This window comes from Xenorhabdus sp. SGI 60 (genome assembly GCF_056632175.1).
Map to the genome: position 1 here is coordinate 1195531 of NZ_CP196860.1, position 23507 is coordinate 1219037.

The 23507-nt window shown below is 48.9% G+C and carries 36 protein-coding genes and 4 pseudogenes; 6 read left to right on the forward strand and 34 right to left on the reverse strand.

All coding sequences use genetic code 11. From position 1 onward, the window contains the following. Positions 1–139: 139 nt before the first annotated feature. The 7 genes from ACSJJG_RS05750 to ACSJJG_RS05780 all read right to left on the reverse strand — a co-directional run bounded on the left by ACSJJG_RS05750 (position 140) and on the right by ACSJJG_RS05780 (position 3574). On the reverse strand, positions 140–397 hold the full coding sequence (locus ACSJJG_RS05750; RefSeq protein ID WP_481088750.1) for a hypothetical protein: 258 nt from the start codon (positions 395–397) through the stop codon (positions 140–142). A 48-nt stretch (positions 398–445) separates the two neighbouring features. Then, the gene (locus tag ACSJJG_RS05755; RefSeq protein WP_481088751.1) at positions 446–703 is read right to left on the reverse strand and encodes a hypothetical protein; all 258 of its coding nucleotides are present in this window, start codon (positions 701–703) and stop codon (positions 446–448) included. Beyond that, the gene (locus ACSJJG_RS05760) at positions 694–837 is read right to left on the reverse strand and encodes a hypothetical protein (protein WP_481088752.1); all 144 of its coding nucleotides are present in this window, start codon (positions 835–837) and stop codon (positions 694–696) included. Before ACSJJG_RS05760 ends, ACSJJG_RS05755 begins: the two co-directional genes overlap by 10 nt. A 77-nt stretch (positions 838–914) precedes the next feature. After that, entirely contained in the window at positions 915–2267 is a 1353-nt protein-coding gene (locus tag ACSJJG_RS05765) for a replication endonuclease (protein WP_481088753.1), read from the reverse strand. After that, positions 2264–2665 (reverse strand): hypothetical protein, encoded by a 402-nt coding sequence (locus tag ACSJJG_RS05770; RefSeq protein WP_481088754.1) that lies wholly within the window; start codon positions 2663–2665, stop codon positions 2264–2266. Before ACSJJG_RS05770 ends, ACSJJG_RS05765 begins: the two co-directional genes overlap by 4 nt. A gap of 4 nt (positions 2666–2669) precedes the next feature. Further along, positions 2670–3110 carry a TraR/DksA family transcriptional regulator gene (locus ACSJJG_RS05775; protein ID WP_481088755.1) on the reverse strand — a complete coding sequence of 147 codons (441 nt, stop codon included), beginning with the start codon at positions 3108–3110 and terminating at the stop codon, positions 2670–2672. Positions 3111–3220: 110 nt separating this feature from the next. Then, positions 3221–3574 carry a DUF5347 family protein gene (locus tag ACSJJG_RS05780; RefSeq protein WP_481088756.1) on the reverse strand — a complete coding sequence of 118 codons (354 nt, stop codon included), beginning with the start codon at positions 3572–3574 and terminating at the stop codon, positions 3221–3223. 277 nt (positions 3575–3851) lie between these two features. On the opposite strand from ACSJJG_RS05780, the gene ACSJJG_RS05785 reads away from it, so the two are divergent. Further along, positions 3852–4325 carry a hypothetical protein gene (locus tag ACSJJG_RS05785; protein ID WP_189761195.1) on the forward strand — a complete coding sequence of 158 codons (474 nt, stop codon included), beginning with the start codon at positions 3852–3854 and terminating at the stop codon, positions 4323–4325. 13 nt (positions 4326–4338) lie between these two features. Here the strand turns inward: ACSJJG_RS05785 and ACSJJG_RS05790 are convergent, their stop codons facing one another. Beyond that, positions 4339–4731, reverse strand: a complete 393-nt coding sequence (locus ACSJJG_RS05790) for a phage regulatory CII family protein (protein WP_481088757.1) — start codon at positions 4729–4731, stop codon at positions 4339–4341. Positions 4732–4915: 184 nt separating this feature from the next. Beyond that, a complete protein-coding gene (locus ACSJJG_RS05795) occupies positions 4916–5101 on the reverse strand; it encodes a hypothetical protein (RefSeq protein WP_189761194.1) in 186 nt (61 codons plus the stop codon). A gap of 160 nt (positions 5102–5261) precedes the next feature. Between ACSJJG_RS05795 and ACSJJG_RS05800 the strand changes: the two genes are divergently transcribed. The 3 genes from ACSJJG_RS05800 (at position 5262) to ACSJJG_RS05810 (ending at position 7371) form a co-directional block, all read left to right on the forward strand. Next, positions 5262–5843, forward strand: a complete 582-nt coding sequence (locus ACSJJG_RS05800) for a phage repressor protein CI (protein ID WP_189761193.1) — start codon at positions 5262–5264, stop codon at positions 5841–5843. Then, positions 5843–6868 carry a site-specific integrase gene (locus ACSJJG_RS05805; RefSeq protein WP_189761192.1) on the forward strand — a complete coding sequence of 342 codons (1026 nt, stop codon included), beginning with the start codon at positions 5843–5845 and terminating at the stop codon, positions 6866–6868. Before ACSJJG_RS05800 ends, ACSJJG_RS05805 begins: the two co-directional genes overlap by 1 nt. A 344-nt stretch (positions 6869–7212) precedes the next feature. Further along, positions 7213–7371 carry a hypothetical protein gene (locus tag ACSJJG_RS05810; RefSeq protein ID WP_189761191.1) on the forward strand — a complete coding sequence of 53 codons (159 nt, stop codon included), beginning with the start codon at positions 7213–7215 and terminating at the stop codon, positions 7369–7371. 527 nt (positions 7372–7898) lie between these two features. Here the strand turns inward: ACSJJG_RS05810 and ACSJJG_RS05815 are convergent. Both ACSJJG_RS05815 and ACSJJG_RS05820 read right to left on the reverse strand, forming a co-directional pair. After that, positions 7899–8318: a type II toxin-antitoxin system HicB family antitoxin gene (locus ACSJJG_RS05815; RefSeq protein WP_311062342.1), complete on the reverse strand. Its 420-nt coding sequence runs from the start codon at positions 8316–8318 to the stop codon at positions 7899–7901. Between the two features lie 48 nt (positions 8319–8366). Then, a complete protein-coding gene (locus ACSJJG_RS05820) occupies positions 8367–8543 on the reverse strand; it encodes a type II toxin-antitoxin system HicA family toxin (RefSeq protein ID WP_099143265.1) in 177 nt (58 codons plus the stop codon). A gap of 197 nt (positions 8544–8740) precedes the next feature. Between ACSJJG_RS05820 and dinQ the strand changes: the two genes are divergently transcribed. Next, entirely contained in the window at positions 8741–8821 is an 81-nt protein-coding gene (dinQ, locus tag ACSJJG_RS05825) for a damage-inducible type I toxin DinQ (RefSeq protein ID WP_370588394.1), read from the forward strand. Between the two features lie 65 nt (positions 8822–8886). Here dinQ and ACSJJG_RS05830 read toward each other — a convergent pair whose 3' ends face one another. Continuing rightward, complete coding sequence (locus tag ACSJJG_RS05830) at positions 8887–9054, reverse strand: hypothetical protein (protein ID WP_481090487.1); 168 nt, start codon at positions 9052–9054, stop codon at positions 8887–8889. Between the two features lie 270 nt (positions 9055–9324). Between ACSJJG_RS05830 and ACSJJG_RS05835 the strand changes: the two genes are divergently transcribed. Beyond that, positions 9325–9504 carry a hypothetical protein gene (locus ACSJJG_RS05835; protein WP_481088758.1) on the forward strand — a complete coding sequence of 60 codons (180 nt, stop codon included), beginning with the start codon at positions 9325–9327 and terminating at the stop codon, positions 9502–9504. Positions 9505–9661: 157 nt separating this feature from the next. On the opposite strand, the gene ACSJJG_RS05840 is transcribed toward ACSJJG_RS05835, so the two are convergent. The 22 genes and pseudogenes from ACSJJG_RS05840 to ACSJJG_RS05945 form a co-directional block, all read right to left on the reverse strand. Further along, positions 9662–9910, reverse strand: coding sequence for a hypothetical protein (locus tag ACSJJG_RS05840; protein WP_481088759.1), 249 nt, complete (start codon positions 9908–9910; stop codon positions 9662–9664). A 240-nt stretch (positions 9911–10150) separates the two neighbouring features. Next, the gene (locus ACSJJG_RS05845; protein ID WP_481088760.1) at positions 10151–10525 is read right to left on the reverse strand and encodes a hypothetical protein; all 375 of its coding nucleotides are present in this window, start codon (positions 10523–10525) and stop codon (positions 10151–10153) included. Continuing rightward, positions 10522–11047: pseudogene (locus ACSJJG_RS05850) on the reverse strand (baseplate complex protein). Before ACSJJG_RS05850 ends, ACSJJG_RS05845 begins: the two are co-directional and overlap by 4 nt. Further along, entirely contained in the window at positions 11019–11747 is a 729-nt protein-coding gene (locus ACSJJG_RS05855; RefSeq protein ID WP_189761239.1) for a hypothetical protein, read from the reverse strand. The pseudogene ACSJJG_RS05850 and the gene ACSJJG_RS05855 overlap by 29 nt, the downstream one beginning before the upstream one ends. After that, on the reverse strand, positions 11747–12367 hold the full coding sequence (locus tag ACSJJG_RS05860; protein ID WP_189761238.1) for a tail fiber assembly protein: 621 nt from the start codon (positions 12365–12367) through the stop codon (positions 11747–11749). Before ACSJJG_RS05860 ends, ACSJJG_RS05855 begins: the two co-directional genes overlap by 1 nt. After that, a pseudogene (locus ACSJJG_RS05865) lies at positions 12367–14246 on the reverse strand (phage tail-collar fiber domain-containing protein). The gene ACSJJG_RS05860 and the pseudogene ACSJJG_RS05865 overlap by 1 nt, the downstream one beginning before the upstream one ends. 11 nt (positions 14247–14257) lie before the next feature. Further along, positions 14258–14407 carry a hypothetical protein gene (locus ACSJJG_RS05870; protein ID WP_481088761.1) on the reverse strand — a complete coding sequence of 50 codons (150 nt, stop codon included), beginning with the start codon at positions 14405–14407 and terminating at the stop codon, positions 14258–14260. Next, positions 14397–14913 (reverse strand): annotated as a pseudogene (locus tag ACSJJG_RS05875) (hypothetical protein). Before ACSJJG_RS05875 ends, ACSJJG_RS05870 begins: the two are co-directional and overlap by 11 nt. Beyond that, a pseudogene (locus tag ACSJJG_RS05880) lies at positions 14906–16091 on the reverse strand (baseplate J/gp47 family protein). Before ACSJJG_RS05880 ends, ACSJJG_RS05875 begins: the two co-directional pseudogenes overlap by 8 nt. Then, complete coding sequence (locus tag ACSJJG_RS05885; protein ID WP_189761247.1) at positions 16081–16416, reverse strand: DUF2590 family protein; 336 nt, start codon at positions 16414–16416, stop codon at positions 16081–16083. Before ACSJJG_RS05885 ends, ACSJJG_RS05880 begins: the two are co-directional and overlap by 11 nt. A gap of 1029 nt (positions 16417–17445) precedes the next feature. Then, positions 17446–18639, reverse strand: a complete 1194-nt coding sequence (locus tag ACSJJG_RS05890) for a phage tail tape measure protein (protein WP_481088762.1) — start codon at positions 18637–18639, stop codon at positions 17446–17448. After that, the gene (locus tag ACSJJG_RS05895) at positions 18636–18809 is read right to left on the reverse strand and encodes a DUF6890 family protein (RefSeq protein WP_481090384.1); all 174 of its coding nucleotides are present in this window, start codon (positions 18807–18809) and stop codon (positions 18636–18638) included. Before ACSJJG_RS05895 ends, ACSJJG_RS05890 begins: the two co-directional genes overlap by 4 nt. Positions 18810–18826: 17 nt before the next feature. Continuing rightward, on the reverse strand, positions 18827–19096 hold the full coding sequence (locus ACSJJG_RS05900) for a putative phage tail assembly chaperone (protein WP_481088739.1): 270 nt from the start codon (positions 19094–19096) through the stop codon (positions 18827–18829). A 101-nt stretch (positions 19097–19197) separates the two neighbouring features. Further along, entirely contained in the window at positions 19198–19590 is a 393-nt protein-coding gene (locus ACSJJG_RS05905; RefSeq protein WP_481088763.1) for a hypothetical protein, read from the reverse strand. Further along, positions 19587–19925, reverse strand: a complete 339-nt coding sequence (locus ACSJJG_RS05910) for a M15 family metallopeptidase (RefSeq protein WP_481088741.1) — start codon at positions 19923–19925, stop codon at positions 19587–19589. Before ACSJJG_RS05910 ends, ACSJJG_RS05905 begins: the two co-directional genes overlap by 4 nt. Then, positions 19922–20215, reverse strand: a complete 294-nt coding sequence (locus tag ACSJJG_RS05915) for a phage holin family protein (RefSeq protein ID WP_481088742.1) — start codon at positions 20213–20215, stop codon at positions 19922–19924. The genes ACSJJG_RS05910 and ACSJJG_RS05915 overlap by 4 nt, the downstream gene beginning before the upstream one ends. Before the next feature lie 12 nt (positions 20216–20227). Next, positions 20228–20683, reverse strand: coding sequence for a DUF2597 family protein (locus tag ACSJJG_RS05920; protein ID WP_481088764.1), 456 nt, complete (start codon positions 20681–20683; stop codon positions 20228–20230). Then, entirely contained in the window at positions 20680–21804 is a 1125-nt protein-coding gene (locus tag ACSJJG_RS05925) for a DUF2586 domain-containing protein (protein WP_481090385.1), read from the reverse strand. The genes ACSJJG_RS05920 and ACSJJG_RS05925 overlap by 4 nt, the downstream gene beginning before the upstream one ends. A gap of 21 nt (positions 21805–21825) precedes the next feature. Continuing rightward, a complete protein-coding gene (locus ACSJJG_RS05930) occupies positions 21826–22113 on the reverse strand; it encodes a hypothetical protein (protein WP_481088765.1) in 288 nt (95 codons plus the stop codon). A 93-nt stretch (positions 22114–22206) separates the two neighbouring features. Next, positions 22207–22500, reverse strand: a complete 294-nt coding sequence (locus ACSJJG_RS05935) for a phage virion morphogenesis family protein (RefSeq protein WP_481088766.1) — start codon at positions 22498–22500, stop codon at positions 22207–22209. Continuing rightward, the gene (locus tag ACSJJG_RS05940; protein WP_481088743.1) at positions 22500–23003 is read right to left on the reverse strand and encodes a phage tail protein; all 504 of its coding nucleotides are present in this window, start codon (positions 23001–23003) and stop codon (positions 22500–22502) included. Before ACSJJG_RS05940 ends, ACSJJG_RS05935 begins: the two co-directional genes overlap by 1 nt. Beyond that, complete coding sequence (locus ACSJJG_RS05945) at positions 23000–23452, reverse strand: head completion/stabilization protein (protein ID WP_481088767.1); 453 nt, start codon at positions 23450–23452, stop codon at positions 23000–23002. The genes ACSJJG_RS05940 and ACSJJG_RS05945 overlap by 4 nt, the downstream gene beginning before the upstream one ends. Positions 23453–23507 lie beyond the last annotated feature (55 nt).

Sequence of the window (23507 nt, forward strand, 5' to 3'; positions counted from 1 at the left end):
TTGTAAAAATGACTTTTAAATCAATATGTAAACTTAGATTCTTTTTAGAGCAATAAGGCTGTTTTGGTGGCGCGAAGGTGGATGGTTTATTTTTAATTTCCTTGTGTAACCTTAAATCCTTGCTGTTCGATAGACGTTGTCATAGTTTCCTCATTTCCCCAAGTTGATTAATTCGCGCCCGCAACTTGTCGCGGCGCACCTGTTTTTGCCGTTCTGACTCCATAGGCATAAAGCTGCCATTCGTCCATAACTTAAATGGCTGCCCGTCTATGCTGATTTTTCCGGCTATGGTTAATGACTTCGCCATAAATCGGCTGAAATCCATGCCGACCGAATCGGCATAATCAATGATTTTCTCAATGAGTCCGTCACTACTGCTATTGACCGAACCAGACAACCCCGTACAGTTATTGACAGAACTCCAAGAGGATGAACAAGGTCAAGGTCAAGACCCTTGTCCGCTAGCTGCGGATTTCGGCACAATCTTCCACTTCACCGCACGGGTAAAAAGAAGAAGACTCGCCCAGAGCGAGTAAACACCAGAAATACGCTGAACATCTTCACCATAGGCATTACCTTGCTCTGTGATTTCATAGGCCAAACGCACAGTGAGATTTTTACGGGCAACCAGTGGCCCACCCTGACATTCAGTATAGGCTGACCAGTTACCCATATCCGCCGCAAATCTGAACGTTAATTCCACGTCTCATCCGGTAAAATCTGCTCGTCACCGCGTAAGCGACGCAGCTCGCGCCAGACAGATACCGGAGCACCGCCAATCTGCTGGAACTGACGAATACGCCAGCGACTCGCCCAGGCAGTCACGGAACGTGACATATCCTTGAGGTTTCTCGCCTGTCTCGTTATCTATTTCGCCATCCAGTGCGTAGCCATCAATATTCTTTGAAATGTATTTAGCGATATAGCCGGTTGCACTCCAATCTTTGGATCAATCGTTTCACCAGAAAACGGGCATTGCGGGCTGCCTCACTGTTCAACTCGTGGGCATCTTCCTGCATCGCATACTTGCGAACAATACCGCGCATTTGTTCGAGATGTTCAGGCAGCATAAATAACAACAGGTGCCAGTGTGGTGTGCCATCATGATGAGGCTCAACCACCCGAAAACCGAATACACTGATGCCAGCACGGGAATAAGCAGCACGGATTTTTGCCCAGACACGACATAAATACTTCTGGGTATCCCGTGGGCTTGCACCGTTCCAGTTCTTTACAAAGCCGCCGCCACTATGTACAGAGTGATATTTAGAAGGGGCAGTGATGGTATAAAAATCACCGACACAGCCCATTTCATTGGCTAAATCTTCAAATCCACGCTGACGCACCATCAGTTCACAACGACGAACGGCAGGGTTAGCAATGCTACCTAACACCTTATCAATGAGTGAAACCCGGTCACCGTCTTCATTTTCCAGTTCCATCGACTTAATAAAATCTTTGGTGCGGCGCTTCTGCTCCTTCCATTCGGAAATCGTTGTTTTGCTGGCGTAGGTGCTGGCTTTTTTGCTGACGCGGTTGATGGCGATTTGCAAGTGTTCGCGCCACTCTGCCGCCAGACGGCGGAGACGGCCTAACCACCACGTATCTAACGTCATGCGGGAAATGGCGGCAATCGCCTGTGATTCACCAAAACAGTAACCTGTCAGCTTATCCCAGTAAGGCACGGCCTGACGGTATGCTTTGGTGATGGTTGCTGCGCGCATATACAACTCATGCATCCGTTTCAGATCGCTCTCTTCAGGACGTTCGTCGGCGAGTGCCTGTAATTCCCGGTTGATAAAATCCGCAATATCTCTTGCCAGTAATTCGACATCTTCCCGTGTCATATCAGGAATACGATTAAACCGCCCCAGATACGTTGCGTTATCCGCGTTCATGTCCTGAATCCGGTAACGGTTCGTGACTAAATCCACTCTGGGCAAAATGCGATCAATGAAAGTCTTAGATAAAAAAGCCTCAGCGCGAGATGTCCCTTGCTCCTTTTCTAAAACACTCATTTTGTACTGCACGTCCATGCGAACAACAGCAGGCTGTTTCTTTAATACGTTCTGAGCATCCTCCTGCGCTTTGATCACCTTTGCAATAGCACGACGCTCTTCGTCTTTCTGGTATTGCTCTGCGTAGGTTGGGAATGGTCTGGTGATTGGCTGGAGAGGTTTATTCCACGGCGTAGAAATGCCAGCAACCAGAGCTGCGCTTTGTGGCATCTCTGGCTGGAATTTGCTGGATTGTGGTACGGGGTTCACTCACAAACCTCTGCAACTTCATTGCAGAAATAGGCAGGTGTTAATAACGAGTATTCATAAAAATTAATACAGACCTCATTAGGTGCGCTCATTCGATTAATAAGATGATACACATCCTCTATTTGTATCGTGATACGAGGTGAAGATTTATCACTCAATCCCTCTTCATCTCTCATCGTGATCAGAATTAACTCGCCGGGTAATGCAGTAGCAGGTAAAGCGGTATCATCGAAAAGGCATTCAATATTAATATGCTTAAAAATAAAAAATTGACCCGCTACCTCTAACTGTTTTGCAGTCAGTCCTTCCTCAAACGTATTAGCAACACCCACAACTCGATTATTTTTAATGATATTAAATTCTTGCTCAGTAACAAAAACTCGACGTAAGAAGTTCATCTTATTAACTCCGGTAATATTTCTTAATTAGTTCAAAATCACCCTGACAATCCACACAGCGTGTACAGCCCAATGCCTGAACACGGCGCATTTCGGGGATCACTTCGCCACAGTCTTCACACTCAAGCGCTGAATCTCCGACCCAACGGTTAACATGCGCAGTAATCTGACGTTCCAGTGTTGCCGCTGCGTATTCGCTGGCGCGGTCGATATCATCAGCCTCAAACATAATTCCACTCCTGCGCCTGACGCTCGATTCACAGGCTTCACTTTCCAGCAACTCCGCCACGGCGTAGCAATCTAAACGGTCTTTGATTGCCTTCGCTTTCAGATAGCGCAGACGGTCAGCCTGACGTTCTGCGCGGGCGCGTCTTTCATCTTCGCGGTTTTGTTGAATGCAATCCGCCAGAATGATGGCGTGAACATCCCGCCCCGTTAAATTCAACGGGGATAAATATGGGTTCGGGTATATTCATTTTTTGATTTCCTGTTTTAAGATAAAAAGAATCCCTGACGCGTTGACGCCATTAAAAATAAATCAGTAATTATTGTTATTTAATTAGGCAGTGATAACCCTGTGGGTAATAATGGAACAACTGCCTTAATTTTATTGATGGCTTTAATTAACTCGCTTCGCTCTTCGATGCTGAACTGATCTAATTCCAGCCCATGGCGTTCTTTTTTAATATTGGCAAGAAAGAAAATGGCTGCCAGTACGCGAATATTATCGACATAACTCGGATTGCGTTTATTCCGCATCTCATCAATAAAACTCTTTAATTGCTCGTTACCCGCCTTAAGATGTTGCTGTCTGATTTTTGCCAGTTGATTTAAACCATTCACGCGCACATCAAACGCTATTTTGCTGGCGCGTTGTTCTGTTGACTCAAATTGGTATTCTGTGTTCATTTAAACCTCACCGAATAAGAAACAGAAAAAAATAAGCAACGGAGCATAAGACAATCGGGAAAATAAATCCGTCACCTGACTTTGTATGGAATGACTTACTACTTAACCTGTACTGGTGCTGCTGTTGCTTTAATGCGTTCATGCTCACCTCAGACAATAAATAGTTGCCGGGTTTTTCCATGCCCGGCTCATGGTGTGGTAAGATTGAATTCCCCAAAACAAACGCACCACAAGGAAACAGAAACTTATGACAAACTAAAAACAAGGATTTTAAATAATGACCACTCAACCAACCCAAAGAAACCTTCCTTTTGATATCAGCTATTCCTTCCATCTCGAAGAAATGACGAGCTTGTTTCATCTTCACTGCAATCAAATTTGTACGCTTTTCCAGTGGTTTCTTGGTGCTTTTATCTTTGCTGGCAACCTGCACTGGCTGCTTGGCCTGATGATTGTCCTCATTGCTTCCCTGCAATTCAGCGCCGGATTTAACGAAAAAGCCGGTAACGCGAAAGTTCAGGCCAGCCGATATCGTCTCTTGCTTGATGACATGCCCAACTTGTCTGAGGATGACATTATCAAGCAATTGCAAGCCATCGAGAAAAGCGATAGCCAAGTAGTGTCCTCGCTTTGCAACCCAGCCCGTAAAAGAACCAGTATCGCACTGCACGGCTACGATCTTGAATCTGCAATGCCACTGACAGGACGCGAAAAAATCAGCGCTATTATTGGTGGCGGCATCCCTAGATAACATCGCATTCCCCTCAAACAATTGACGCACTTAAACCCGTAAAGGCATCTAATGCTGTTGTATAAGCAGGGTTTGAGTGCAATCGTGATGAAATGGTCACACCCGCCAACGTTAATAACCGCACTGCGTTATTGACTGTCTTCTTAAACTCTGCAACACGCGTCTGGTTGAAATGCTCACCCGAAACAGCCTCACTTGCCAGCTTGCCCACTTCTGCTGTTGCTCCTAACAGGTAGCTTGGCATATTGGCATCGCATACTTCATTCACCGGCACGGCGGGCTGACGCTGCAACTGCTTCAGCAGACCATCCAGAATGGAGGCGTCTTCTGTGGCATCCGTTAACTTCATTAAGTCAACACAAGTCAGCATGTGAGGCTGCTCAGGGTTTAGCTTATTGCGTAACATTTGCGGATTCATTCCGATGGCAGTTAGCAATCTGAACTAAATCGCCTTTGTTTGCATTGGAGAAAGCCCGACATGCGTTATCAAAGTGCAATTGTTTTGATACTCGATAGTCAAACATTGCCATTTACCTTTCCATTCACATAAAGTGAATACCAAATCCAAATGAGAACAAATAATGAAAACCCTAACCGTTATTCCAATCCAACCAATCAATGTAAACCTTCTCACCCGGCTTCTTTTTTGGTTTGATTTTTACTTTACCAGAAGCAACATAATACTTAGCAGTTCTTAAGCTAACTTCTGCTCTTTCGCAAAATTGCGGATAAGTAACCCACCGATGCTTAGCGTTTATTGCATTAGTTGTTTGCATAGTGCTAAATTCCCCTTTCGTGTTTTGTGCTCTATATTGCACGGCTTTGTTCTACATTGCCCGTAACTGTTCGTTAATGCACTACATAGTAGTGAATTGGCGGCAATATTACTCACTACAATGTAGCGAGTCAACTAGATTATTCACTTTGGTTAAGAAGATGAAACCATTTACAAACGCAAGAGAAGCGATAGAAAGAATATGCCAAGCATATGAATTTACTTCATTTAATCAATTAGCAACTTATTTATCGACTAGTAGTGGATCGCTTGGAAACAGAATGACAAGAAACAATTTTCCCTATGATCTTGTATTACGTTGTGCATTAGAAACAGGGGCATCGATAGAGTGGTTATCTTACGGCACAGGCAGTATGAGCAGCAGTATTCAAACCAAAATTGAAGCTGATGCTGAAACAATAAAGTTAGCTACATATAAACTGGCTGATGCAAAACTTCTGCAATCTAGCGCCCTTATTTTCGATAAGGTTATGCTGCCAAAAGACTATGGAGATATCGAGGCAATCAGATATGGCAGCGATATCTATTTCATCGATAGGAAACAGAACAAAGTCAATGATGGAAATTGGTTAATCGAGTTTTCAGGAAAATACCAATTTAAAGAATTGGAATTGATACCCGGAAACAAAATCCGTATGGATGGCGGTAAGTACCCTATCGACTGCGATATAGACGATATTACGGTAATAGGTAAAGTTATTTCTATTTATACGACTCTATAATGACCATAAGAAAAATTGATTCAGGTGAATGGCTATGTGACTTACGCCCTAATGGAGTTAAAGGCAAGCGCATTCGTAAAAGGTTTGTAACTAAGGGGGAAGCCCTTGCTTACGAACGCTATATATTGGGTGAAATGGAAGATAAACCGTGGATTGGTGAAAAAGAAGATAATAGAAAATTATCTGAGTTAATTTCGCTCTGGCACTCACTCTATGGTCGAACACTAGCAGACTCCGCTAGAATGCTATCAAAATTGACTGCTATCTGTAACGGATTAGGTGATCCGATAGCAAATCAGCTTACTACTGCTGATTTTAGTAAATACAGAGAGCAACGACTAGCGGGTTTATTGCCAGATGCTAGAGGTCGAATCATGGCAGTAAAACCGATTACAGTAAACCATGAGCAACGTAATCTATCCTCAGTTTTTGGAACACTCAAAAAATTAGGTCATGTCAATTATCCTAATCCCTTATCAGGTTTACCTACATTTAAAACCCAAGAAAGTGAGTTAGCTTTTTTATACCCTAATGAGATCACTCAATTACTAGAAGCCTGTAAAGACTCCCAAAGTAAAGATCTACTGTTAATTACTAAAATATGTCTAGCTACTGGAGCACGCTGGGGAGAAGCCGAAGAATTAGAAGGTCATCAAATTACACCAAATCGAATTACGTTTACCAAAACCAAAGGTAAACGCAATAGAACCGTTCCTATCTCCGAATCACTTTATAATCTGATTCCTAAAAAACGAGGCAGGTTGTTTACTCCTTGCCGTAAATCCTTTGAACGAGCAATAAAACGAGCAAAAATAGAATTACCTGAAGGACAATGCACCCACGTTCTACGACATACATTTGCCAGTCATTTTATGATGAACGGAGGAAACATTTTGGTATTACAGCGCATACTGGGTCATGCTGATATTAAAATGACTATGGTGTATGCACATTTCGCTCCGGATCACTTAGAAGATGCAATAACTAAGAACCCTCTTACGTTGCTAAATTTAGAAAATAAATGATCCACATTTTGTCCACACAGACTGTAAACCATTGCGCGTCATTGTTCCTTATTGCACGGTAACTAATTGAAAAATTACATAATCATATGTTTTATATATACCACTAGGAAAATGTAGGAATTTCGGACGCGGGTTCAACTCCCGCCAGCTCCACCAAATAAAACAAGGGGTTACGTGAAAACGTAGCCCTTTTTGTTTGATGATGGCGGCAAAATGGCGACAGCCATTTCTAGCTAAAGTCTTACTAACCCTAAAATTATTCTTGGCTTGCCTTCTGTTTTTACCTCTAACATAATTCATCACGGTTTAGTCAAACCGTACTTCAACCATTAAGGATAATGAAAATGTTTACGACAGAACGGAATATCAAAATCGAAGTTTCTAAAGACAGTACCCTAATCGATTTAAAAGGATTGTCGGCAGAAGAAGCCATCAAAGTTATCGAAACAGCTCAGGCCATCAGAGTTGTACACGCAGAAGAAGATAATTCACCGAAGCAATAAATTTCAGTCCCTCTTCTCTCACAAGGCCGCATCAATCCTGAATTCTCTAACCCGCTACGGCTTTGTTTTGTGATCCACTTACCCCACGTAAAATAGAATTTTTCCTTTAATATCAATGGAGTGATATCCTCTCCGCGATCCGTCTTTGATTCAAGAACTGAAATTCCCTGAAAATCTTTTCAATCCTTTCAGTTTAGGATTTTCCCCATGCCGCCCGTGCTGGCGCGCTCTGGCGATACCGTTTGTAGTATTTTCAAACTGAAATAACTTTTTGATCCAAAACGTGCAGGCGGGCGCGGTGTAGTCCGTTTTACGTGGGGTTTCCGTTTATTTCGTGGGGATCGTGACCTAGAGCACGATGCTGTTAACGTGATCCAAATTAGCCACGGTTGGACTATGTCAGTGAATGAATGCCCTAGCGGGCGTTTGGTTACGTTTTATAAGCACCTAAAAAAGACCACTCCGCGAAGAGTGGCCTTTGGTTGGAGGTGTTGAGTTCAAAAATGCAATCTATCACCGAAGCTAAGTTAAGCCGCGGTGAGTATTAATTCATAGCCTAAACTTGATAAGGCCTTTTCTACCGTGTCAATTTTTGTCGCGTGATACACATCCAGCAGTTGCTTGACGTTCTGCTTTTGAATGCCAACACGGCGCCCCAGTTCCGAACGGCTAACACCTGACCTTACCATAGCATTAAGCAACAAAATTTTAGCCGCAACACTCGCCGGAATATCAATATAGTGCTCCGTTACCGTATCGCCCGGTAACGGTATTTCCTTACTCTCATCGTCAAAATACATAGAAAAGGCAGTGAGTAGCGCATCATAGCCCATGGCTTTTGCATCGGCCAGGTCATCACCACAGGTCAACGCCTCTGGTATATCAGGGAACGAGACAAACAGGTTCGTTCCGTCTTCTTCAATATTTACTGGATATCGCATAATCATAGTAGTGAGTCGAGTTAGCCCAAGAACCAGCCCCGAAGGGCTGGTTAGTTATTTAAGTTTTAACTGCTTAAGGATTGATAGCCTTAATTTTTCGTTAATCTCTTTACTCGGATGTCTTGGCATTGCACTTCTTGCGTCTCCATTGAAGAGTATCAAGTGATTCTTTCCATTCTTGATTATGACTCCTTGAGACTCAAGCCACCGCCTGAACTCACTCTGCTTCACTCATCCTCCATTCTGCTTAACATGGTAAAATAGTAATATTTTTTTATTACCCTGTCAATGTGTTTGTAATATTTTTTTATTACCCCAGAAAAACAAAAAACCCGCCGAAGCAGGGTTAATTTGATCAACAGGCAATCAAGTGGTGAGGTTGGTTACTCTGTTTTTATTTTGATGAGAGGGTGTTTAGGAGTAAACGGATGAAAAAGTTTGACACCACAATCATCGTGTTCAAAGCGTTAATAGCGCTTTTAGAATTGATTCGTGTATTTCTAACGTAGACTTCATTACTCTACTTCTTACCACTTCAAATAGCAACTCCACACATTTGTAAGATAAACGACACTCACCCAATCACAGGCGAATACTTCTGTTTCAGTCCGTCCGATTTATAGGCCGTATTTCTTATCGCGCTGGCGTTCTCCGGGGTGCCGGTATTGTGATGGGTATGGGCGGCGGTCAGTTCGGCCAACTCCGTCACCACATCCAGTGTCTCCAACATTAAGGTCATCACGTTCAGTTGCTGGCTGCCAACCCTACACCACCGGCGCGCACAATCTCCTGTCTAGCCCCCGCGATGCTTTGCTTAAGCAGGCCGATTTTCTCATCAGCTTTTGCCCGACGTCAATATGAGCCGCTTTCCCCACACTGGCGATAAAATTCGCTGAAGGTGGCCAGGCAGTAATCCCGCTCGCCGCTGCCGCAGAGAGTTTGCGCTCGCCGGAGTAAGGTAGATGTACCCAAAACGGTAGTCTTATCCGTAGCCTGAATGGTGGTATTACGGGTGACCACGAGGTGTTTTGCGTCTGCCTTGATTTTCACGGTGGTTCACGCCTCATTAATGGTCTGGTCAGTCTGCCTATTGAACCGCCCTTCCGCGCGACCCGTTGTGACATTTCGCCTGCTGCTGCTGCAATTGTTCACCCGGCTTAATATCGGGCAAACGGGCATTGCCCTGGCTTAGGCTTGGCGGCATAAAGGGCTTGTCCGGTCGGCCACCTTCGAACGCAATTTCAACCACGGTGCGCCAGGGCGGAGATGGACATGGCCCGATTCAGCGCTGGCCATTGGCAGGCAGCGGCATAGCCCGGTAAACCGGGGCGGCGGCATCCTTACCGTTATCATCCAGCAATTGCACATCCACCGCATAGCGTGGCCGGACGGGTTAGCCATATCACCACTGACCGTATTTTCCGTGTGCGCCTCAATACGACCAAATTTGGGCAAGCGCGCGCCCGCCAGAACTCCCGGATAACGGCATCAACTGGCGTTGGGCAGGGGTTTTCTGCCGCGGGTTTCCCGTCAGGTAACCAGGTGATGGTCATGTTTTCATTGGTCAGATTGACCTTGCTGTACCGTTGCTGATTCATTACAAAACCCGGCCGCAGGATTGGATCATCGGATTCGTCATTGCTATTGCCCGCCGACTGTTGCTGGCTAAATTCATTGGGATCTCACGGGTTTACCCTTAAACATCGAATGCGCCCAACTCCCCAGATAGACCGAACCCCCCCTCGGTCTGACGACACAGGTCCCCAGAACAAAGACCTGCCCCAGATTTGCCAGTAGCTGGTAGCCTGTGCCATTGTGCGTGTAGTGCGGGCACAGGCTTATCCGTGCAAGGGGTGTCCGGTAAGGTAAACGTCAGCCCGCTGTGCGTCTGCGCAACTAGCCCGCAATCTGGCGCAGGTGGGATGCTGAAACCAGCACGGCCACGCTTTATCAAACACGCCAACCAGTTCACGCACAAACAGACGCCGGTAACCGTTCTGGGCAGGCTGTGAACGTTCCACATAGCCCGTAAACCAGCGCAGCACCAAATCCGGGTAGAGCGACATCAAGGCGCACCAGTTTTCCGGTGTAATGGTGGTGGTTTCTGCCGTGACTAAAGCTCGACCACAGGATGAGAGTTCCAGCATCAGATTGGCATCCACCAGGTGGATATCCCCATCACCCGACAGATAAAGCCGGTTAAGGGGTTTCATTCAGGCCCTATGCTGTCATTAATGGGCTTTAACACCTCGCGTTCAAACCAGCTTAATTTTTCTGGTTCTTCCCTGGCGGCTCCGCTTCCCTGTTCGGTCTGTTTCTTGGCCTGAACATCGCCGGTTGCACGGGCATCGCGTTTTTCAGATACGGATAAATGCTCCCGCAGGTAAAGGTGACCTGCCAGGTGGCTTTTACCGTCTACCTTGCTGGCATCAATCGTGCCGGTACTGATACGAAAGTTAATGGCCTGGGCGGTCAGGTTAGCGACCCGGTAGCGTTTCAGGTTACCGCCGTCTTTGGCTTCCGCCAGAGCAAACAAACGGGACAGGGTTTTCTGCGGGTAAAGGGAATAATGCCCGTAATGCGCAGTTCTTTCGGCTTAATGCCCTGCTCGGCGATGGTGTGCTGGATGACTGCCCGCTTTGGTCTTGATCCTGAAACATCATCGACGGTGTCACGGTCAGGCTTTTTAACGGTATAGCCTCGCCATCAAGGGCGAGGGTGATAATTTGGCTCATGGTGTAGCATCCTTTCTAATGGGCGGATAGCGTCTCCGGCAAACAAGATTGCCAGGGTATAAACGGCGTCGGGTTCGGGGATATTCTGGCGCAGTTTCTCCGCCACATGTGCGCCGTTCCCTTTCCCTGAGAACGCCCAGACGTCGGCCGATTTTCCCTTAAGCCCGTTAATGGCCTCACGCATTTGCTGCAAGGCGGACTGACGGGCGGTCGTGAACGCGGTTAATTGGGATTTTAACCCCGCAACACTGCTGCCTGCACTGGCCTGCGCTTTGGCCTGTTCGATTAACTGTGAATTAGCGGTCAAGCGACTGGTTGCGGTTGACAGCGGTTGCGGCAAGGGTAGCCCGCCGCCCTGTTTACCCGGCAATTGCATTTTGGTGATGGCAAGACTTTCTGCTGTTTTTGCCATCCGTTTGACCTGGGCGAACACCGGAAGTGGCAACACCGATGCAAACTGCGTGAGGTGCTGCATAAATTCATTATGGGTTTTGGCACAGACCATCAGTACCAGGCTATTGATATTGCCTGCACCCGTGAGTTTATTCGCCAGCGTATCAATGGCGTTCGCTGGGCTTAAATAGCTGCCACTGTCGGTCTGTTGCCCGATACCGTAGGCAAAGGGGTGAACGGGGACGATAGCACAATGAATCCCCGATAAATCCGGGGACAGTTGCATGACTTTACGCTGCCAGTGCATTATGCGGGCTGCTCCGGCCAGTTAATATGAGCGACATTTGACACATCCAGGCGTATCAACATGACCAAGTATTTTTTCCAAGCCAGCAAGGTCTGTTCTTCGGCTTCGGTCGCCAGCCCGGTATCGACAGCATATTGTAAAGGCATAATGATTTTTTCTGCCTGCTCGCGCAATTCTTCCCGGCGTTTTTCCGCCTGTTGCACATCATGACGCTGTTTTGCCCTGGTATCTGTTACCCACTTTTTACCCTCCCATTTATCAAACGGGGTTCGGGGTTCAAGTAACGTCAAATCAATGGCGAGTTCCCCTATTTTCTGTATCTGTTGCGGTGCCTGGGTTTTGATATGGTAGGCCGTTTTGCCACGATAATCGGGCACCTGCAGCCAGCAGGTTTCATCAGGGGAACGGATCACCGCGATATCATCTGCTTCCGGTAATTCTGGTTCATCTAAATACGCATCCGAAACGATGGAAAAACCGACAGGCACACTGTCATACGATTTACCTAAAAACTCGCGTGTCTGCGCATGGCAGTGATAAACCTCTACCCAGCCCGCTTCAATTGCCAGTCCATGATCATCAAATTCCGCCATCGGAATATGGGTTGTGTATTTTGCCATTAGAATATCCTTGTAATATAAATCACTGCCTTGTTAATGGGGCGGTTTTCGTTTGCTGTTGGGACAACGCGTGACGCATCAAAGGTGAATGTGATTGAACCACCACCACTTCCCGCAGAACGGCCACCATCTTTAAATGTTGAAGCAAATGCCCCATCACCATACCCCCCTCTCTCTACCGTGGGTGAACCCAAACTACCCGTAATATTCCGTATAGTATCTCCCTGAACCGTACCTAATTTACGCCCCGGATCAAGTCCCCTGCTGATCCCGCCCATGGTATCCAATCCACGTTTAAATAATCCCCGATCATCAGGCAACCGCCCACTGGGAAACACTTTCAATAATTCTGGATATTGGGTTTTATCAAATTCTCGCCCGTTATTCTCCATAAATCCAAGCGGGATCAGTGCCTCGGATTGCCATTCAATCGTGGCACCAATGGGAACTCCGAGAATTTTTTGTTGTTCAATATTTCCATTTGAATTCAAATACCGGGTGTACAATGTCGCATAGGCATCAATCCAGATTTGTCCTACATCACTATTGATAAAACCCATACTAATTCCCCTGACCCACTCGCCTTCTCTACCACAGGCGAACGGTCCTATGTAGCTGCCATCAGGAATATGAGTCATAGACTTGGTTTGAGGAAATGCGTTCACATCCCATGCATTCAGTGTGATATCCCCCGTTAATAGCTTATTATTAATTCTCCGGGTAGTCGGAACCGCATTTTCTGCTTTTTCTACTGTTTTCGACAAACCCAGTTGCCTAACAAACTCAGATTTATTGAAAATATCTGCACCGTTTGCGGATTTAGCCAGACGGCTGTTGGCATTGTCACTGACTGCATTCATTGCGGCATTGGCGGCATAGTCCCCCTTCGGTTGTTTTGCATCCAATCCATTTAATACTTCCTGCCGTGTAGCATAATCCCCTTTGGGTTGTTTTTCACTCAAACCGCTGGATAACGCGGCTTTCGTGGCATAGTCTTGCTGAACCTTACTCAATGCTTTTTGTAGATCAGCAATATCTCGGTCGCTTAATGTTCCTTTATTACGTAAATCAACCACATTGCCATTATCATCAATACGAGCAATGGCAAACACATAATGCGGGTAGCCCGCTGCATCAATGTAGTTTTTTAGTTCGTTAGCTGCCGTCACCTTAACCACGGTTTTCCACTGGCTCACCAGATTGCCCTGATAGCTGAAATCGGCATACACGCGGGTATTGCGTTGACTGTTAAGCGTCTGGTCAAATGCCAGCAGCCCACGCAAGCCGCCGACATAGGCCAGCCCTTTTTTCACCAAGTATTGGTCACCGTGGCGCACCACGGCAAAGCCCTCACCGAAAAATGCGGCCTCGCCGTAACTGTCGGTATTGATCAAACGCTGCATCTCGTCGATACCGGATAAACGGGCGGTAAAATCAATCTGCCATGTTTCGGCGGTCGTAGTGATAGCGGTTTCAATCGCCGCGCCGTCAAACTCCAGCAGGAACGAGCGGGTTAAGACATTGCCCTGCAAGCCGTTGGCGGTCTTGATTTTCTTCTGGGTCGGGGCATGGGTGATCATCCCAATCACACCGGAAGCCTGATTGATTAAGCCAATCCAGTTAAAATCAAAATGGCCACTTCCGTCCCTAATGTGACGCTGTAGGCCACGGCGTTCTCACTGGCCAGCCCGGTTTTATTGACCGCCTGACGGTGTACGATGTGGTTTTGTGCAGGTAATTTCTCATCACGGTTGATGGGTTGAGTGGGATCTAAATCCGGCACATTGGCAAAGACAAATTCATCCAAGATGACAGGCTGATTTGCAGCAACCTGCCGGGCTTTCCATTTTTCAAAGTCCAGGGTAATGACTGAGGCCATGTTTTATTTCCTTATAATGACGCACCGTAGGTCACAGTCGGTGCGGTATGTTCCTTGAGGCTGGCATTGTCACAGACGGCAACGCCCGCAATATGCCCGACCCGTAATAACAGGGGTTGTGTCGGGAGGGCAGCGGCATAACAGCCATAGTCAGCGCCCACGCTCCCCCACACGCATAATCAATTGATTTTTGGCGATCACTTCAAAACGGTAGCGGCGGCAGGTGCGACCATACTGGCGGATGATGTTCATCAGCAAATAGGGGTTACCCGCTATTTGGCCGTCACTGAGGCGCAGGATAATCACATCCCAGTCAATGCCTGGCTGACGCTCCAGCAATTCCACATAGCCCACGCCCAGCCGCGCAAAGATGGCAATAAAGCCTGCGATACTGCCCGCGTCCCTGGCGTTGATAAAGGCGTACTTCACCCGCTTGCGAAACAACGCCATTGTTCCCCGTTAAAGCGCTGGGTATCCCGCTGGTACGCCAGCATCGACAACAACGCTTCAAGCAGACCTCCGCATCCAGTTGCGCCAGCGGCCATTTAAGCCAGCTATAAACCGCTGTCCAGAATGCCCGCGCCGCACTGAGCAACTTGGCGGGTTCGCCCTTGTCCATCCATGAGGGTAAGGCCAGCCGCTTAAGGCGTTCCCGGAACTCACACATTTTTCACCGCCACAGACAACGATTGCAGCCGGGGCACACTCAGCTCACTGAGGATGTCGCCCAGTGAAAAGGTCAGTGACTCAATGTAGGTGAATTCACGGTGTTCTGTTCACCGCCCAGATTCAAAAGGAAAAGCGCGAGTACGGCCAGGTCTTTTCAACCTGATAGTCGGTATTTTCCCGAAAGGCGCAGCGGATCAGATTGCTGACATCGGTTTTCAGGGTAGCGATTTGTTCCTGGCTGTAGTTCGCCCTATTCGCCACAAACAACGTCACGGTTAGCGCATGATGCGTTTCCGGCATCGGCAGGCACTGCATATCATCGCCGTGCCCGTGATGCCCCTGATTGCTGATGTAATCATTTACCGCCTCAATAAAGGGCTGACTGGTTACGCCGGAATCTAATAACAGGTAGGCATTGGCCGTCCCTGCCCCACGGGGGGCATCATGCAAAAAGAAGATGCGGTCAATACTTAACCCTGCCACCGTGGCAATCATGCCTCGATACACCGCATCGGTATGATAGTTCCCCACGAGGTTATATTGGTTGCGGCAACGGTCACGCAACTCATCATCGGATTCAGCATCCGCGCCGGGCGTTAACAACCAGCCTTCTTCATTCTGCACCCGTTCAATGCCCGACACGGCCACAGGCAGAATACGAAAATAACCGGGCGCCAGGTTGAACGCCCCGCCCGCGGCGGCGGCTGTCACGGGCAGTAAGGCGCTGCTGACCCCTTCGGCTATTACGACACTTTCCAGGGTGCTGACCCGGTAGATCTCACCATTAATGCGCTCCGTCTGGATCACCGTTCCGGCTGGCACGGTCACCACCGAAGCGCCCGCCGATTTGTAGAAACGGATCACGCCCTGTGCTGCCGATGCAGGCTTACGTTTCAGGTTCACGCCCCAGGCGAACATATCCAGCCATGAGCCGGAGGCCGTGGCGAGATACATATTTTTCAGGGTGACATTGATTAATGCCTCTTTCAGCCACAACACCGGGCGCGTCACAATCGTGTTAATCAACCGCCAGAACGGGGACATACGCGAAGTATTGGTCACCAGGCCCGCTTCATCCACAACCCTGGCAAAGGCATGGCTGATTTCGGCTTCCGTGGTCGGCATCCCGCTGTCACGCAGCACCTTTTCATAATCAATGGTTGGTTTAGTGTCCATGCCCCACACTCACACTCACACGGCCAAAATCGTAAGTTTCCGCTGTGATCCACAATTTCACGGGCGATTCTTCGTTAATAATGACCGTACCCGGAATAATCCGTTCGTCATCTTCAACCAGAATTTCTATCTGGGTGCGAATATCCGCCCGCAGGGTCGGGCTGCGCTCGGCCACCAGTGCCGTGGCAAGGCCGCTTTCCAGAATGGCGTGAACGCAATCCTGACCGACTGACACGCGGTTATGGCAAAATTGCGGCTCATTGCCGGCGTTAAGCGTAAAATTGCCGTCTGTTATCAATAAATCAATGTATTTTGGCTCATCCATAAGCCACCTGTTCCCATTCCGTGAGTTGTGCCGGTGTGACGTTGCCTTTGACATTCAATGTCACATTTTCAATCCGGCGACTGTTATCAATCGATGTCTGGCTATTGCGGTTAAGGTTCTGACTCAACCCGCTTTTACCGATCCCTTTCATTTGCCCGCCCGTAATAACGCGGGATGCCACTTTCTGATTATCTATCGACGGTACTGTGACGGGCTTAGGGATTGACGTGCTGTTCTCAATGGCCTGGGTTTCAATATTCACGCCCGGAATGTAATTGAGTTTTTCTACAATCCAGTCGAATGCTTCACTGAATGACGCTTTGATGCTGTCCCATAAGCCACTAAAAAGATCACTGACACCCCCTGCCATGCCTGATAGCGCATCAGCCAGTGAAAAGTTGCTGAACCAGTTCCAAAATTTGTCCCAGCTTTGCCCAATCGCCCGCAATGCGGCACCCAATAACTGCGCCAGCATACCGACCGCCTGGATCACCCGATTAATCGGCATCATCAACAAGCCGATGGCACCAGACACAATACGCCCAAAAGAGCGACCCGTTTCAGTCACGCCCTGTAACGCTTCATCCGTATATTGGATGGGCGCTAATAAATCGGCAAACCAGCCAAACAGGCTTTTCACCGCTTCCCAGACAAAACCTATCGCACTCCCCAATGCATCAAAGGCGGGCGATAACGGTGCCAGTGCGCCACTGGCGCCACTAAATCCCTGAATAAACCCGTTAATAAACGCCTTAATCGGGTGCCAAAATTTAATGATCGCAATCACCAGGGCAGCAATCACCGCCATAATCGCCAGTACAGGCCAGGTCATGGCCGTAAACCCTGCCGCCGCCGCCCAAGAGGCTATCTTGGTGTAAATCAGGCTGGAACGCACCCAACCTAACATCGCTGTGAGTTTGGTGCTGGCCGCTGCCATAACGCCCATTCTTCCTGTCAATAAGGAAAGCATGAATGCGCCGGAATGCCATAACGGGATCAAGCCCAACCAGATAAATTTAGATACCCCCATCACGATATTGGCGTCGCACCTGCGGCGGCAAAACTCAATATGCCCACCGCGATATACCCGACCCAACGGGCGATATTGGGAAACAGTTTCAGCCAGCGCACCACCAATTGACTGGTATTGGCCATCTGGTTCACCAATGGGGCAATCACCGGTAACAGGGTTGTGCCAATGGCAATACGGATATTTTCCCAAATCGCATGCAGCCGTTCCCACGGGTTCGCCATCTGTTCGGCCATCTCCTGTGTGCGTTTCATGCCATCGTTGGCGCCCAGTGCGGTCATGTTCTTGCGCAGCATATCGACATTGCCGTAAAGCTGTTTGACCACCACGGCCGAATCGCCAAAGGCGTCCTCAATTTCGGCCTGTGCCTTCAGGTTACCTTCAATGCTCTTGCCGTATTTGGCCTGGAGCTTCTCCAGCATGTCCGGCATCGACAGCAATTTCCCCGACGCATTGACAAAACTGAGTCCCAGTTTTTTCGCACTCGCTTCGGCGCTACCGATAAACGACTCATAGGCACCACTGGATTCACTGCCCAGCGAGCGTTGCAATTCCCCCAACACGGCCAACTGCTCATCAATGCCAACACCAAACTGGGTCCCGGCCGCGCGTGCCCCTTCCATAGCATCCGCTATTTCGGTCATGGACATGCCGAACGTTTTTGACATCACCACCGCCTTGCCAGCCAGTTCCTCGGCAAACTGGAGATGCCCCACTGCGTTGGCCTGGCTGGAGAACTGCGCAAACATTTTCCCCATATAACCCGCGGTATCGCTGGCACTGGATTTCAGGGCGGCGGCGGTTGTGTTGGCAATGTGGGTCATCTGAGGCAAGTCGCTGTGTGACAACACGCCGATCGCCTTACTGATTTCCGATGCCGACTGCACAAACTCAATGGACGATTTGCCGTACTGGGAGCTAAACGTCATGGCATCTTTGGCGACCTTATCCATCACGCTGCTGTCAATGCCCTGCAAAGACGCCGATTTCAGCGCCTCATCCATTTCAATGGCCGGATCAAGAAAGCCCTTGATAGACCAGAACGACGCCGCCAGTCCCGCCCCGCCCACGGCCAATTTCTCAAAGGCGCCTTGTGAAGACTGGGCGAACCCTGACACCGCTGCCTGGGCTTTCGCCAGCGGTTGGGTGATCTTATCAATCAGGCTTAAGGTAAAATCTAATTGCCCACTCATGGTTCACCCTTGAACGCCAATGCGATGCCGTTTGCCGTCGCAATGCGCATATTTTCCCAATAACGATTATCCAGCCAAATAGCCCGGGCTAAATTTTCCGTATTATCTGTTTCATTCGGTAAATAATGACGGCGTAATATTAAAGCCTGCTCAAATAAACTCGCTTCAATGGCCTTAACCCGTGCATTTAGTTTTTTATTTCGATCTCCAGTTTAGGGGCATATTCCGAATTCACCCGCTCCACAATCTGCATGGCCGCACCGGGGATTTGCAGGAACTCATCCAGCGCGGCTTTAGCCGCAGGTTGCACGATGCGGCGTAAGTAAGTGACAATCGGCACAATTTTATTATCCAGCGTCATGTCATTAATCATGCTGTTATAGGCAATAATATTCGGTTCAAATTTAATGTCAGTTTCGCCAATCATTAAGGTGATAATTTTATTTTCTTTACTCATGATTTAATTCCTTTCTTTTATTTATTTCATCCACTAATTGATTATGCCGGGCGGCGCAATGGCCATATATCTGGACATAATCAATGACAATATTCGCTAAATTATTTCCGGTCATTCCCGCCAGTCGGGGTAACCGTTCCTGACAGGTTGTCAGCAGGCTTTCCTGATAAGGTACGCTCGACCCGTTCGGCGGTATCGTTGTACATCCTGACAAACTCAGGGCTAACGCACACAGCAGTAAAAACAGGCTTAACCACCTCAGTCCGTATTTCTCTGGGGGCAGCATGGGCGATCTCCTCCAGTTTACCTTCCAGTTGCCGGGCGGAAGCGCTGGCAATGGCCTGCAATGCCTGCCGGATATTCTCTCCGGTTTTCGCCGCTGCCCGTGTGATGTTCAGTTCCACGCTGTCACGGTAATAACCATTCACGCGCCAGCCCGCAACGAACGCCAATGCCACGATGAGGAAATAGAGCGTCCGCGCCTTAAGCATCATTTCACCCCGTTATGGGCCAGCGAGAAATGATTGCCATCGGGACGGGAGAAACGCCCGCCCCATGTGCCGCCGAGCGACTCCCAATATTCCCCCAATGGCAAGTAGGCCTGACTGTGGGTCTGGTATTTGCCCTGGATAAACAGATTCAGATCAACCGCCAGACGCTGGGTATGCAGGCTATGGGCAATGCCCGTCCCTGTTTGCGCATTCAGTTTCGCCTGCTCCGGTGTCCGGTAGGCTTCCCCGAACGTCACGCGATAGCCGCGCTCATCCGCCCATAAAATAAGCTGGGCGATCAGGACGGCAAATAACTGCTGTTTCTCACTCAGTGTCATGGCTTTAACTTCCCTGTCAGTAAGGCGCTGCCGCGCTTCTGTAACCAGACCTCAACCAACTGATAGCCGGCAATCCCTAATGCGCTGCCAATCCCCGTGACCGCTATCGGGCTGATACCCGGCCACCAAATCAACAAGGCACCTGCCATCACTGACACCGCCGAACCGAGGATCACGCGACCGATAAACAGCCGTAAGGTGATGGGTTCATTGCCGGTCAGCATTTTGCCTAACGCAATCAGTGCCCCCAATAGCACCAGCGTGACAAAGGTTTTTTCATGTTCTTCCATGAACCGCCATCCTTAGCCAATCAAACTTTGTGTCAGTTCCGCTTCCAGATAGGGAATGCCGTTAATGCGCACAAAATCCGGTGAGGTGACGACAAACTTGACCTTATGGGTCATGACGCTGCCGCCTTTTGGGTCAACGTCGAGAATGTCACTGACAATCAGCTTGCAACCGTAGGCTTCGACCTTGATTTCCTCGTTGCCCGCTTTGGCGTACCACATTAAATCGACGGGCTGAATGCCGCGCCATGACCCCGCCGAACGGGCTTTGGCGGTCACAATCTCCAGATATTTGGTGCTGAGTTCAATCTCCCCTTCCGCCGCCACATCCCCGGCGATATAGCCATCCGGTACGCCCTGCGTCTGCGCGGCGGCGGTGTTGTCGGTAATGGACAGGTTGACCTTTTCCGCATGAACCATATCCCCGTCCATATTAAAATCAATCGACTGGCCTGAAATACGTTGGCTCATGCGCTTTTCTCCAGCTGGCTGTCCAGCAACAGACTGACCGATATTCCTTTCGGGCATTCATAGGTGCGGATAGTGATATAAATCTCCACGGTGTTTTTATTGCGCCAGGTAATAGCGACATCGCCGTCTTTCGGTGACTTCACTTCGCCCGGAAACGTCACCCCGTTAATTTCAGTACTGCGTGACATTTCACGCAAGGTGCGGGCAAAGTAAGCCTGATGCGTGGCAACGCTGCCCGGCGTACTGTTTAAGCTGCGGTCGGCAATTTTGGCAATCGCCTGCAACCGCACACGGCGGGCAACCTTATCCACGACCCGCAAATTTTCGATACTCTGGTAGTCCCCGCCTTCCACGTCCAGCGTGCGGCCATCTGACCAGTACAATCCGTCATAATCGGGATACCACATCGGCACACTGAAACGCAGTTTTTCCAGTGCCTGTAAGGTGGCCAAATCAATCGGCGCGCCTGTACCATCCAAAGGAAAATCGGCTGAACCCAAATCCATCAGGGCACCTGTCTGTACCCGCGCCGGGCTGTCTGCCACGGTCACGGCGCGGTTACACAAACGCCCGGCCAGTACGCCCGCCTCATTGCCCCACAGGCACGGCACCAATTGCACCGATGACACGGCTTCCCCTTTTTGCAATTCCGCCAGTCGGTTCACGTAATCCGCCCATGGCTCTTTGGATTGCGGGCCATCCACGGTCAGGATCGCCCACTGCCAGCGACCAAACTTGGCGATGGTGTTGGCACGCAGGGTTTGCGCTGCCTTGATAACCGCTTTAGTGGCGCCAAGGGTCAGCACATAGCCCTCAACGCTGGCGACCGTCTGCGCGGCGGTCACTGCCTCGATAAAGGCCAGTTCATCCGCCGCGTCGGGCAAAATATGCACATAGCCCGACCAGTTTTGCCCCGCGTTGGCCATTGCCGCCAGTACGTGACGTTTGAGGGCGGTTTGTGCCGTTCCCAGCACGGCATCAAAGTCCGTTTGGGTATTGACGGCAATCGTCTTGCCTGTGTGGGTTTTGCCCGTCCCGACAAAGAGCAATACCCGCTCAATTTCCCGGGTTTCGCCTTGCAGTTGGTTAACCTGGTTAACCTGAACATGTGGCCACATAATTTAATCCTTTATCTTATGTCGTTATCTTTGCCCACCGTAATTAATACCTTGTAGTACTCTTTCCAGCGCCTTAACAAAATCCTCTTGGTTTATACCCAAAAATGCGCGCCCAGGAATGATAATAGTCCATTGTTTTTTTAGGCTTTCTCCACTTAAATATTGATCAATTACCCCGCCTGCCAAAAACTCATCACACGGGCGATAATTTTTTTGCGCTGGTGCTTTCCATCCCTTGCCCTTTCTGACCTTATAACCCAATGAGAGTAATTTTTTAGCCTGCCTGTTTTTCCCCTTTTTTTCTTCTATCAAGGGGGAATTTTAAAACTGTGACCGACTTGATAGTAAAGCGATAGCCATTTTGTTGGGCGTACCCCACTACCCAAGGCAGGGATTGTTTTCCCGCTACGGTAATCCGTCCCCCTTTAAGTAAAGACGACACCCCTGAATTTCCGGCATATGCTTGACATGTAAGATTTTCGGTAATTTTTCCAGCATTTTCTGTTTTCTCTTACCTTTTCTCGCAGGCCACGGCTGCCCTTCCGGTGTCTGTTGTTTCGCGACATAACGTTTAGCTGCCGCGATAACTCCCTGCTTCGCCAATCTCATCATTAACGTCCGTTTTTTATTGGGCGTTAAATCAAGCTGTTTCAGTTCATTTTGCAGGTATTTCAGTTGCCCTTTGCTTAATCTGTCCACTAAACATGATTTACTGCCCCAATCCGTGCACCTGTTTCATCCACGCTGTGAACTGCGCCTTGTTCAGCAAACCAAATCTCTGTGGCTGCCAGTGACCAGTGTTTGCCATCAAACGGGATCATGCCCTTAGGGTTTTCCCGTATCACCACAGGTTCAGCCAAAGAAAGCGTCACAATGACTACGGCTGTTTCACCATCAACATCAACTGTCAGTGTTGGCCGTTCCTGCTCGACATTGGCATCACCGAAACGATTTCCCTGAGTGGTTAACCATGAATCAATCAGCAGCGGAATATTGCGCGGATCGCACTCCCGATACGGAAAACGTCCCCAGGCAATCACCGCCTCATATTGCTGGACAAACATCTGGTATTGCCCCAGCCCTAAATCCCGCTGTGCCGGAATAAAGCGGATTTCATCCATTTCACTGGTAAATTCCGTCTCGCAAATCCGTTCCGGCAGGTTTTCCCGTAAAAAAGCCGTTAATTGCTGTAATTTGCTCATATTGAACGCACCGTGACACGTTTATGCCCTTTCATATTGCGCAGTACCACTGCGGCCTCAGCCAGCAGACGGGGACGGACTTCCGGGCTTTCCTGTCCCGGATGGGGGGCACGGCTGACCAGTGAAGTATATTCCCCCAATAAATCGGCTTTTGCCCGCGCATAAACCGCTTTTTTATACTGACTGACCAGCGCCGTATTGCCGTTAATGGAAATACCTGACACCTCAGCGGCGTTCTGGTAACCTTTGGCCTGTAAGCTGGCTTTCAGGCGTTGCAAATCAAGGTTGATCTCCGCCACCGTTGCCAGCAGCGCATTCGCCAGCATGTCGTTATCCAAATCAGGCGGTAATTTGCGATTGACCTGAAACTCCCGCAAATTCAAGTCCGGCCAAAAACCATCATTAGTGAGCGGGGCATCCCGATAATCCACCGTGTTGCCATTAAACATCGGTCATTCTCTCCCTGAAAAAAAGCGGGCTGTCCGGTTTCCACGGCCATCAGCA

Bases quoted from the DNA above. Each gene is read 5' to 3' on its own strand.
- ACSJJG_RS05805 (WP_189761192.1), top strand. From the start codon at position 5,843: ATGACCATAAGAAAAATTGATTCAGGTGAATGGCTATGTGACTTACGC.
- ACSJJG_RS05885 (WP_189761247.1), bottom strand. From the start codon at position 16,416: ATGGATGAGCCAAAATACATTGATTTATTGATAACAGACGGCAATTTT.
- ACSJJG_RS05855 (WP_189761239.1), bottom strand. From the start codon at position 11,747: ATGCACTGGCAGCGTAAAGTCATGCAACTGTCCCCGGATTTATCGGGG.
- ACSJJG_RS05910 (WP_481088741.1), bottom strand. From the start codon at position 19,925: ATGACACTGAGTGAGAAACAGCAGTTATTTGCCGTCCTGATCGCCCAG.
- ACSJJG_RS05915 (WP_481088742.1), bottom strand. From the start codon at position 20,215: ATGGAAGAACATGAAAAAACCTTTGTCACGCTGGTGCTATTGGGGGCA.
- ACSJJG_RS05840 (WP_481088759.1), bottom strand. From the start codon at position 9,910: ATGAATCAGCAACGGTACAGCAAGGTCAATCTGACCAATGAAAACATG.
- ACSJJG_RS05890 (WP_481088762.1), bottom strand. From the start codon at position 18,639: ATGAGTGGGCAATTAGATTTTACCTTAAGCCTGATTGATAAGATCACC.
- ACSJJG_RS05790 (WP_481088757.1), bottom strand. From the start codon at position 4,731: ATGTTACGCAATAAGCTAAACCCTGAGCAGCCTCACATGCTGACTTGT.
- ACSJJG_RS05810 (WP_189761191.1), top strand. From the start codon at position 7,213: ATGTTTACGACAGAACGGAATATCAAAATCGAAGTTTCTAAAGACAGT.
- ACSJJG_RS05785 (WP_189761195.1), top strand. From the start codon at position 3,852: ATGACCACTCAACCAACCCAAAGAAACCTTCCTTTTGATATCAGCTAT.
- dinQ (WP_370588394.1), top strand. From the start codon at position 8,741: ATGAAAAAGTTTGACACCACAATCATCGTGTTCAAAGCGTTAATAGCG.
- ACSJJG_RS05770 (WP_481088754.1), bottom strand. From the start codon at position 2,665: ATGAACTTCTTACGTCGAGTTTTTGTTACTGAGCAAGAATTTAATATC.
- ACSJJG_RS05780 (WP_481088756.1), bottom strand. From the start codon at position 3,574: ATGAACACAGAATACCAATTTGAGTCAACAGAACAACGCGCCAGCAAA.
- ACSJJG_RS05800 (WP_189761193.1), top strand. From the start codon at position 5,262: ATGAAACCATTTACAAACGCAAGAGAAGCGATAGAAAGAATATGCCAA.
- ACSJJG_RS05920 (WP_481088764.1), bottom strand. From the start codon at position 20,683: ATGAGCCAACGTATTTCAGGCCAGTCGATTGATTTTAATATGGACGGG.
- ACSJJG_RS05905 (WP_481088763.1), bottom strand. From the start codon at position 19,590: ATGATGCTTAAGGCGCGGACGCTCTATTTCCTCATCGTGGCATTGGCG.
- ACSJJG_RS05760 (WP_481088752.1), bottom strand. From the start codon at position 837: ATGTCACGTTCCGTGACTGCCTGGGCGAGTCGCTGGCGTATTCGTCAG.
- ACSJJG_RS05845 (WP_481088760.1), bottom strand. From the start codon at position 10,525: ATGAAACCCCTTAACCGGCTTTATCTGTCGGGTGATGGGGATATCCAC.
- ACSJJG_RS05815 (WP_311062342.1), bottom strand. From the start codon at position 8,318: ATGATTATGCGATATCCAGTAAATATTGAAGAAGACGGAACGAACCTG.
- ACSJJG_RS05860 (WP_189761238.1), bottom strand. From the start codon at position 12,367: ATGGCAAAATACACAACCCATATTCCGATGGCGGAATTTGATGATCAT.
- ACSJJG_RS05900 (WP_481088739.1), bottom strand. From the start codon at position 19,096: ATGAGTAAAGAAAATAAAATTATCACCTTAATGATTGGCGAAACTGAC.
- ACSJJG_RS05795 (WP_189761194.1), bottom strand. From the start codon at position 5,101: ATGCAAACAACTAATGCAATAAACGCTAAGCATCGGTGGGTTACTTAT.
- ACSJJG_RS05945 (WP_481088767.1), bottom strand. From the start codon at position 23,452: ATGTTTAATGGCAACACGGTGGATTATCGGGATGCCCCGCTCACTAAT.
- ACSJJG_RS05940 (WP_481088743.1), bottom strand. From the start codon at position 23,003: ATGAGCAAATTACAGCAATTAACGGCTTTTTTACGGGAAAACCTGCCG.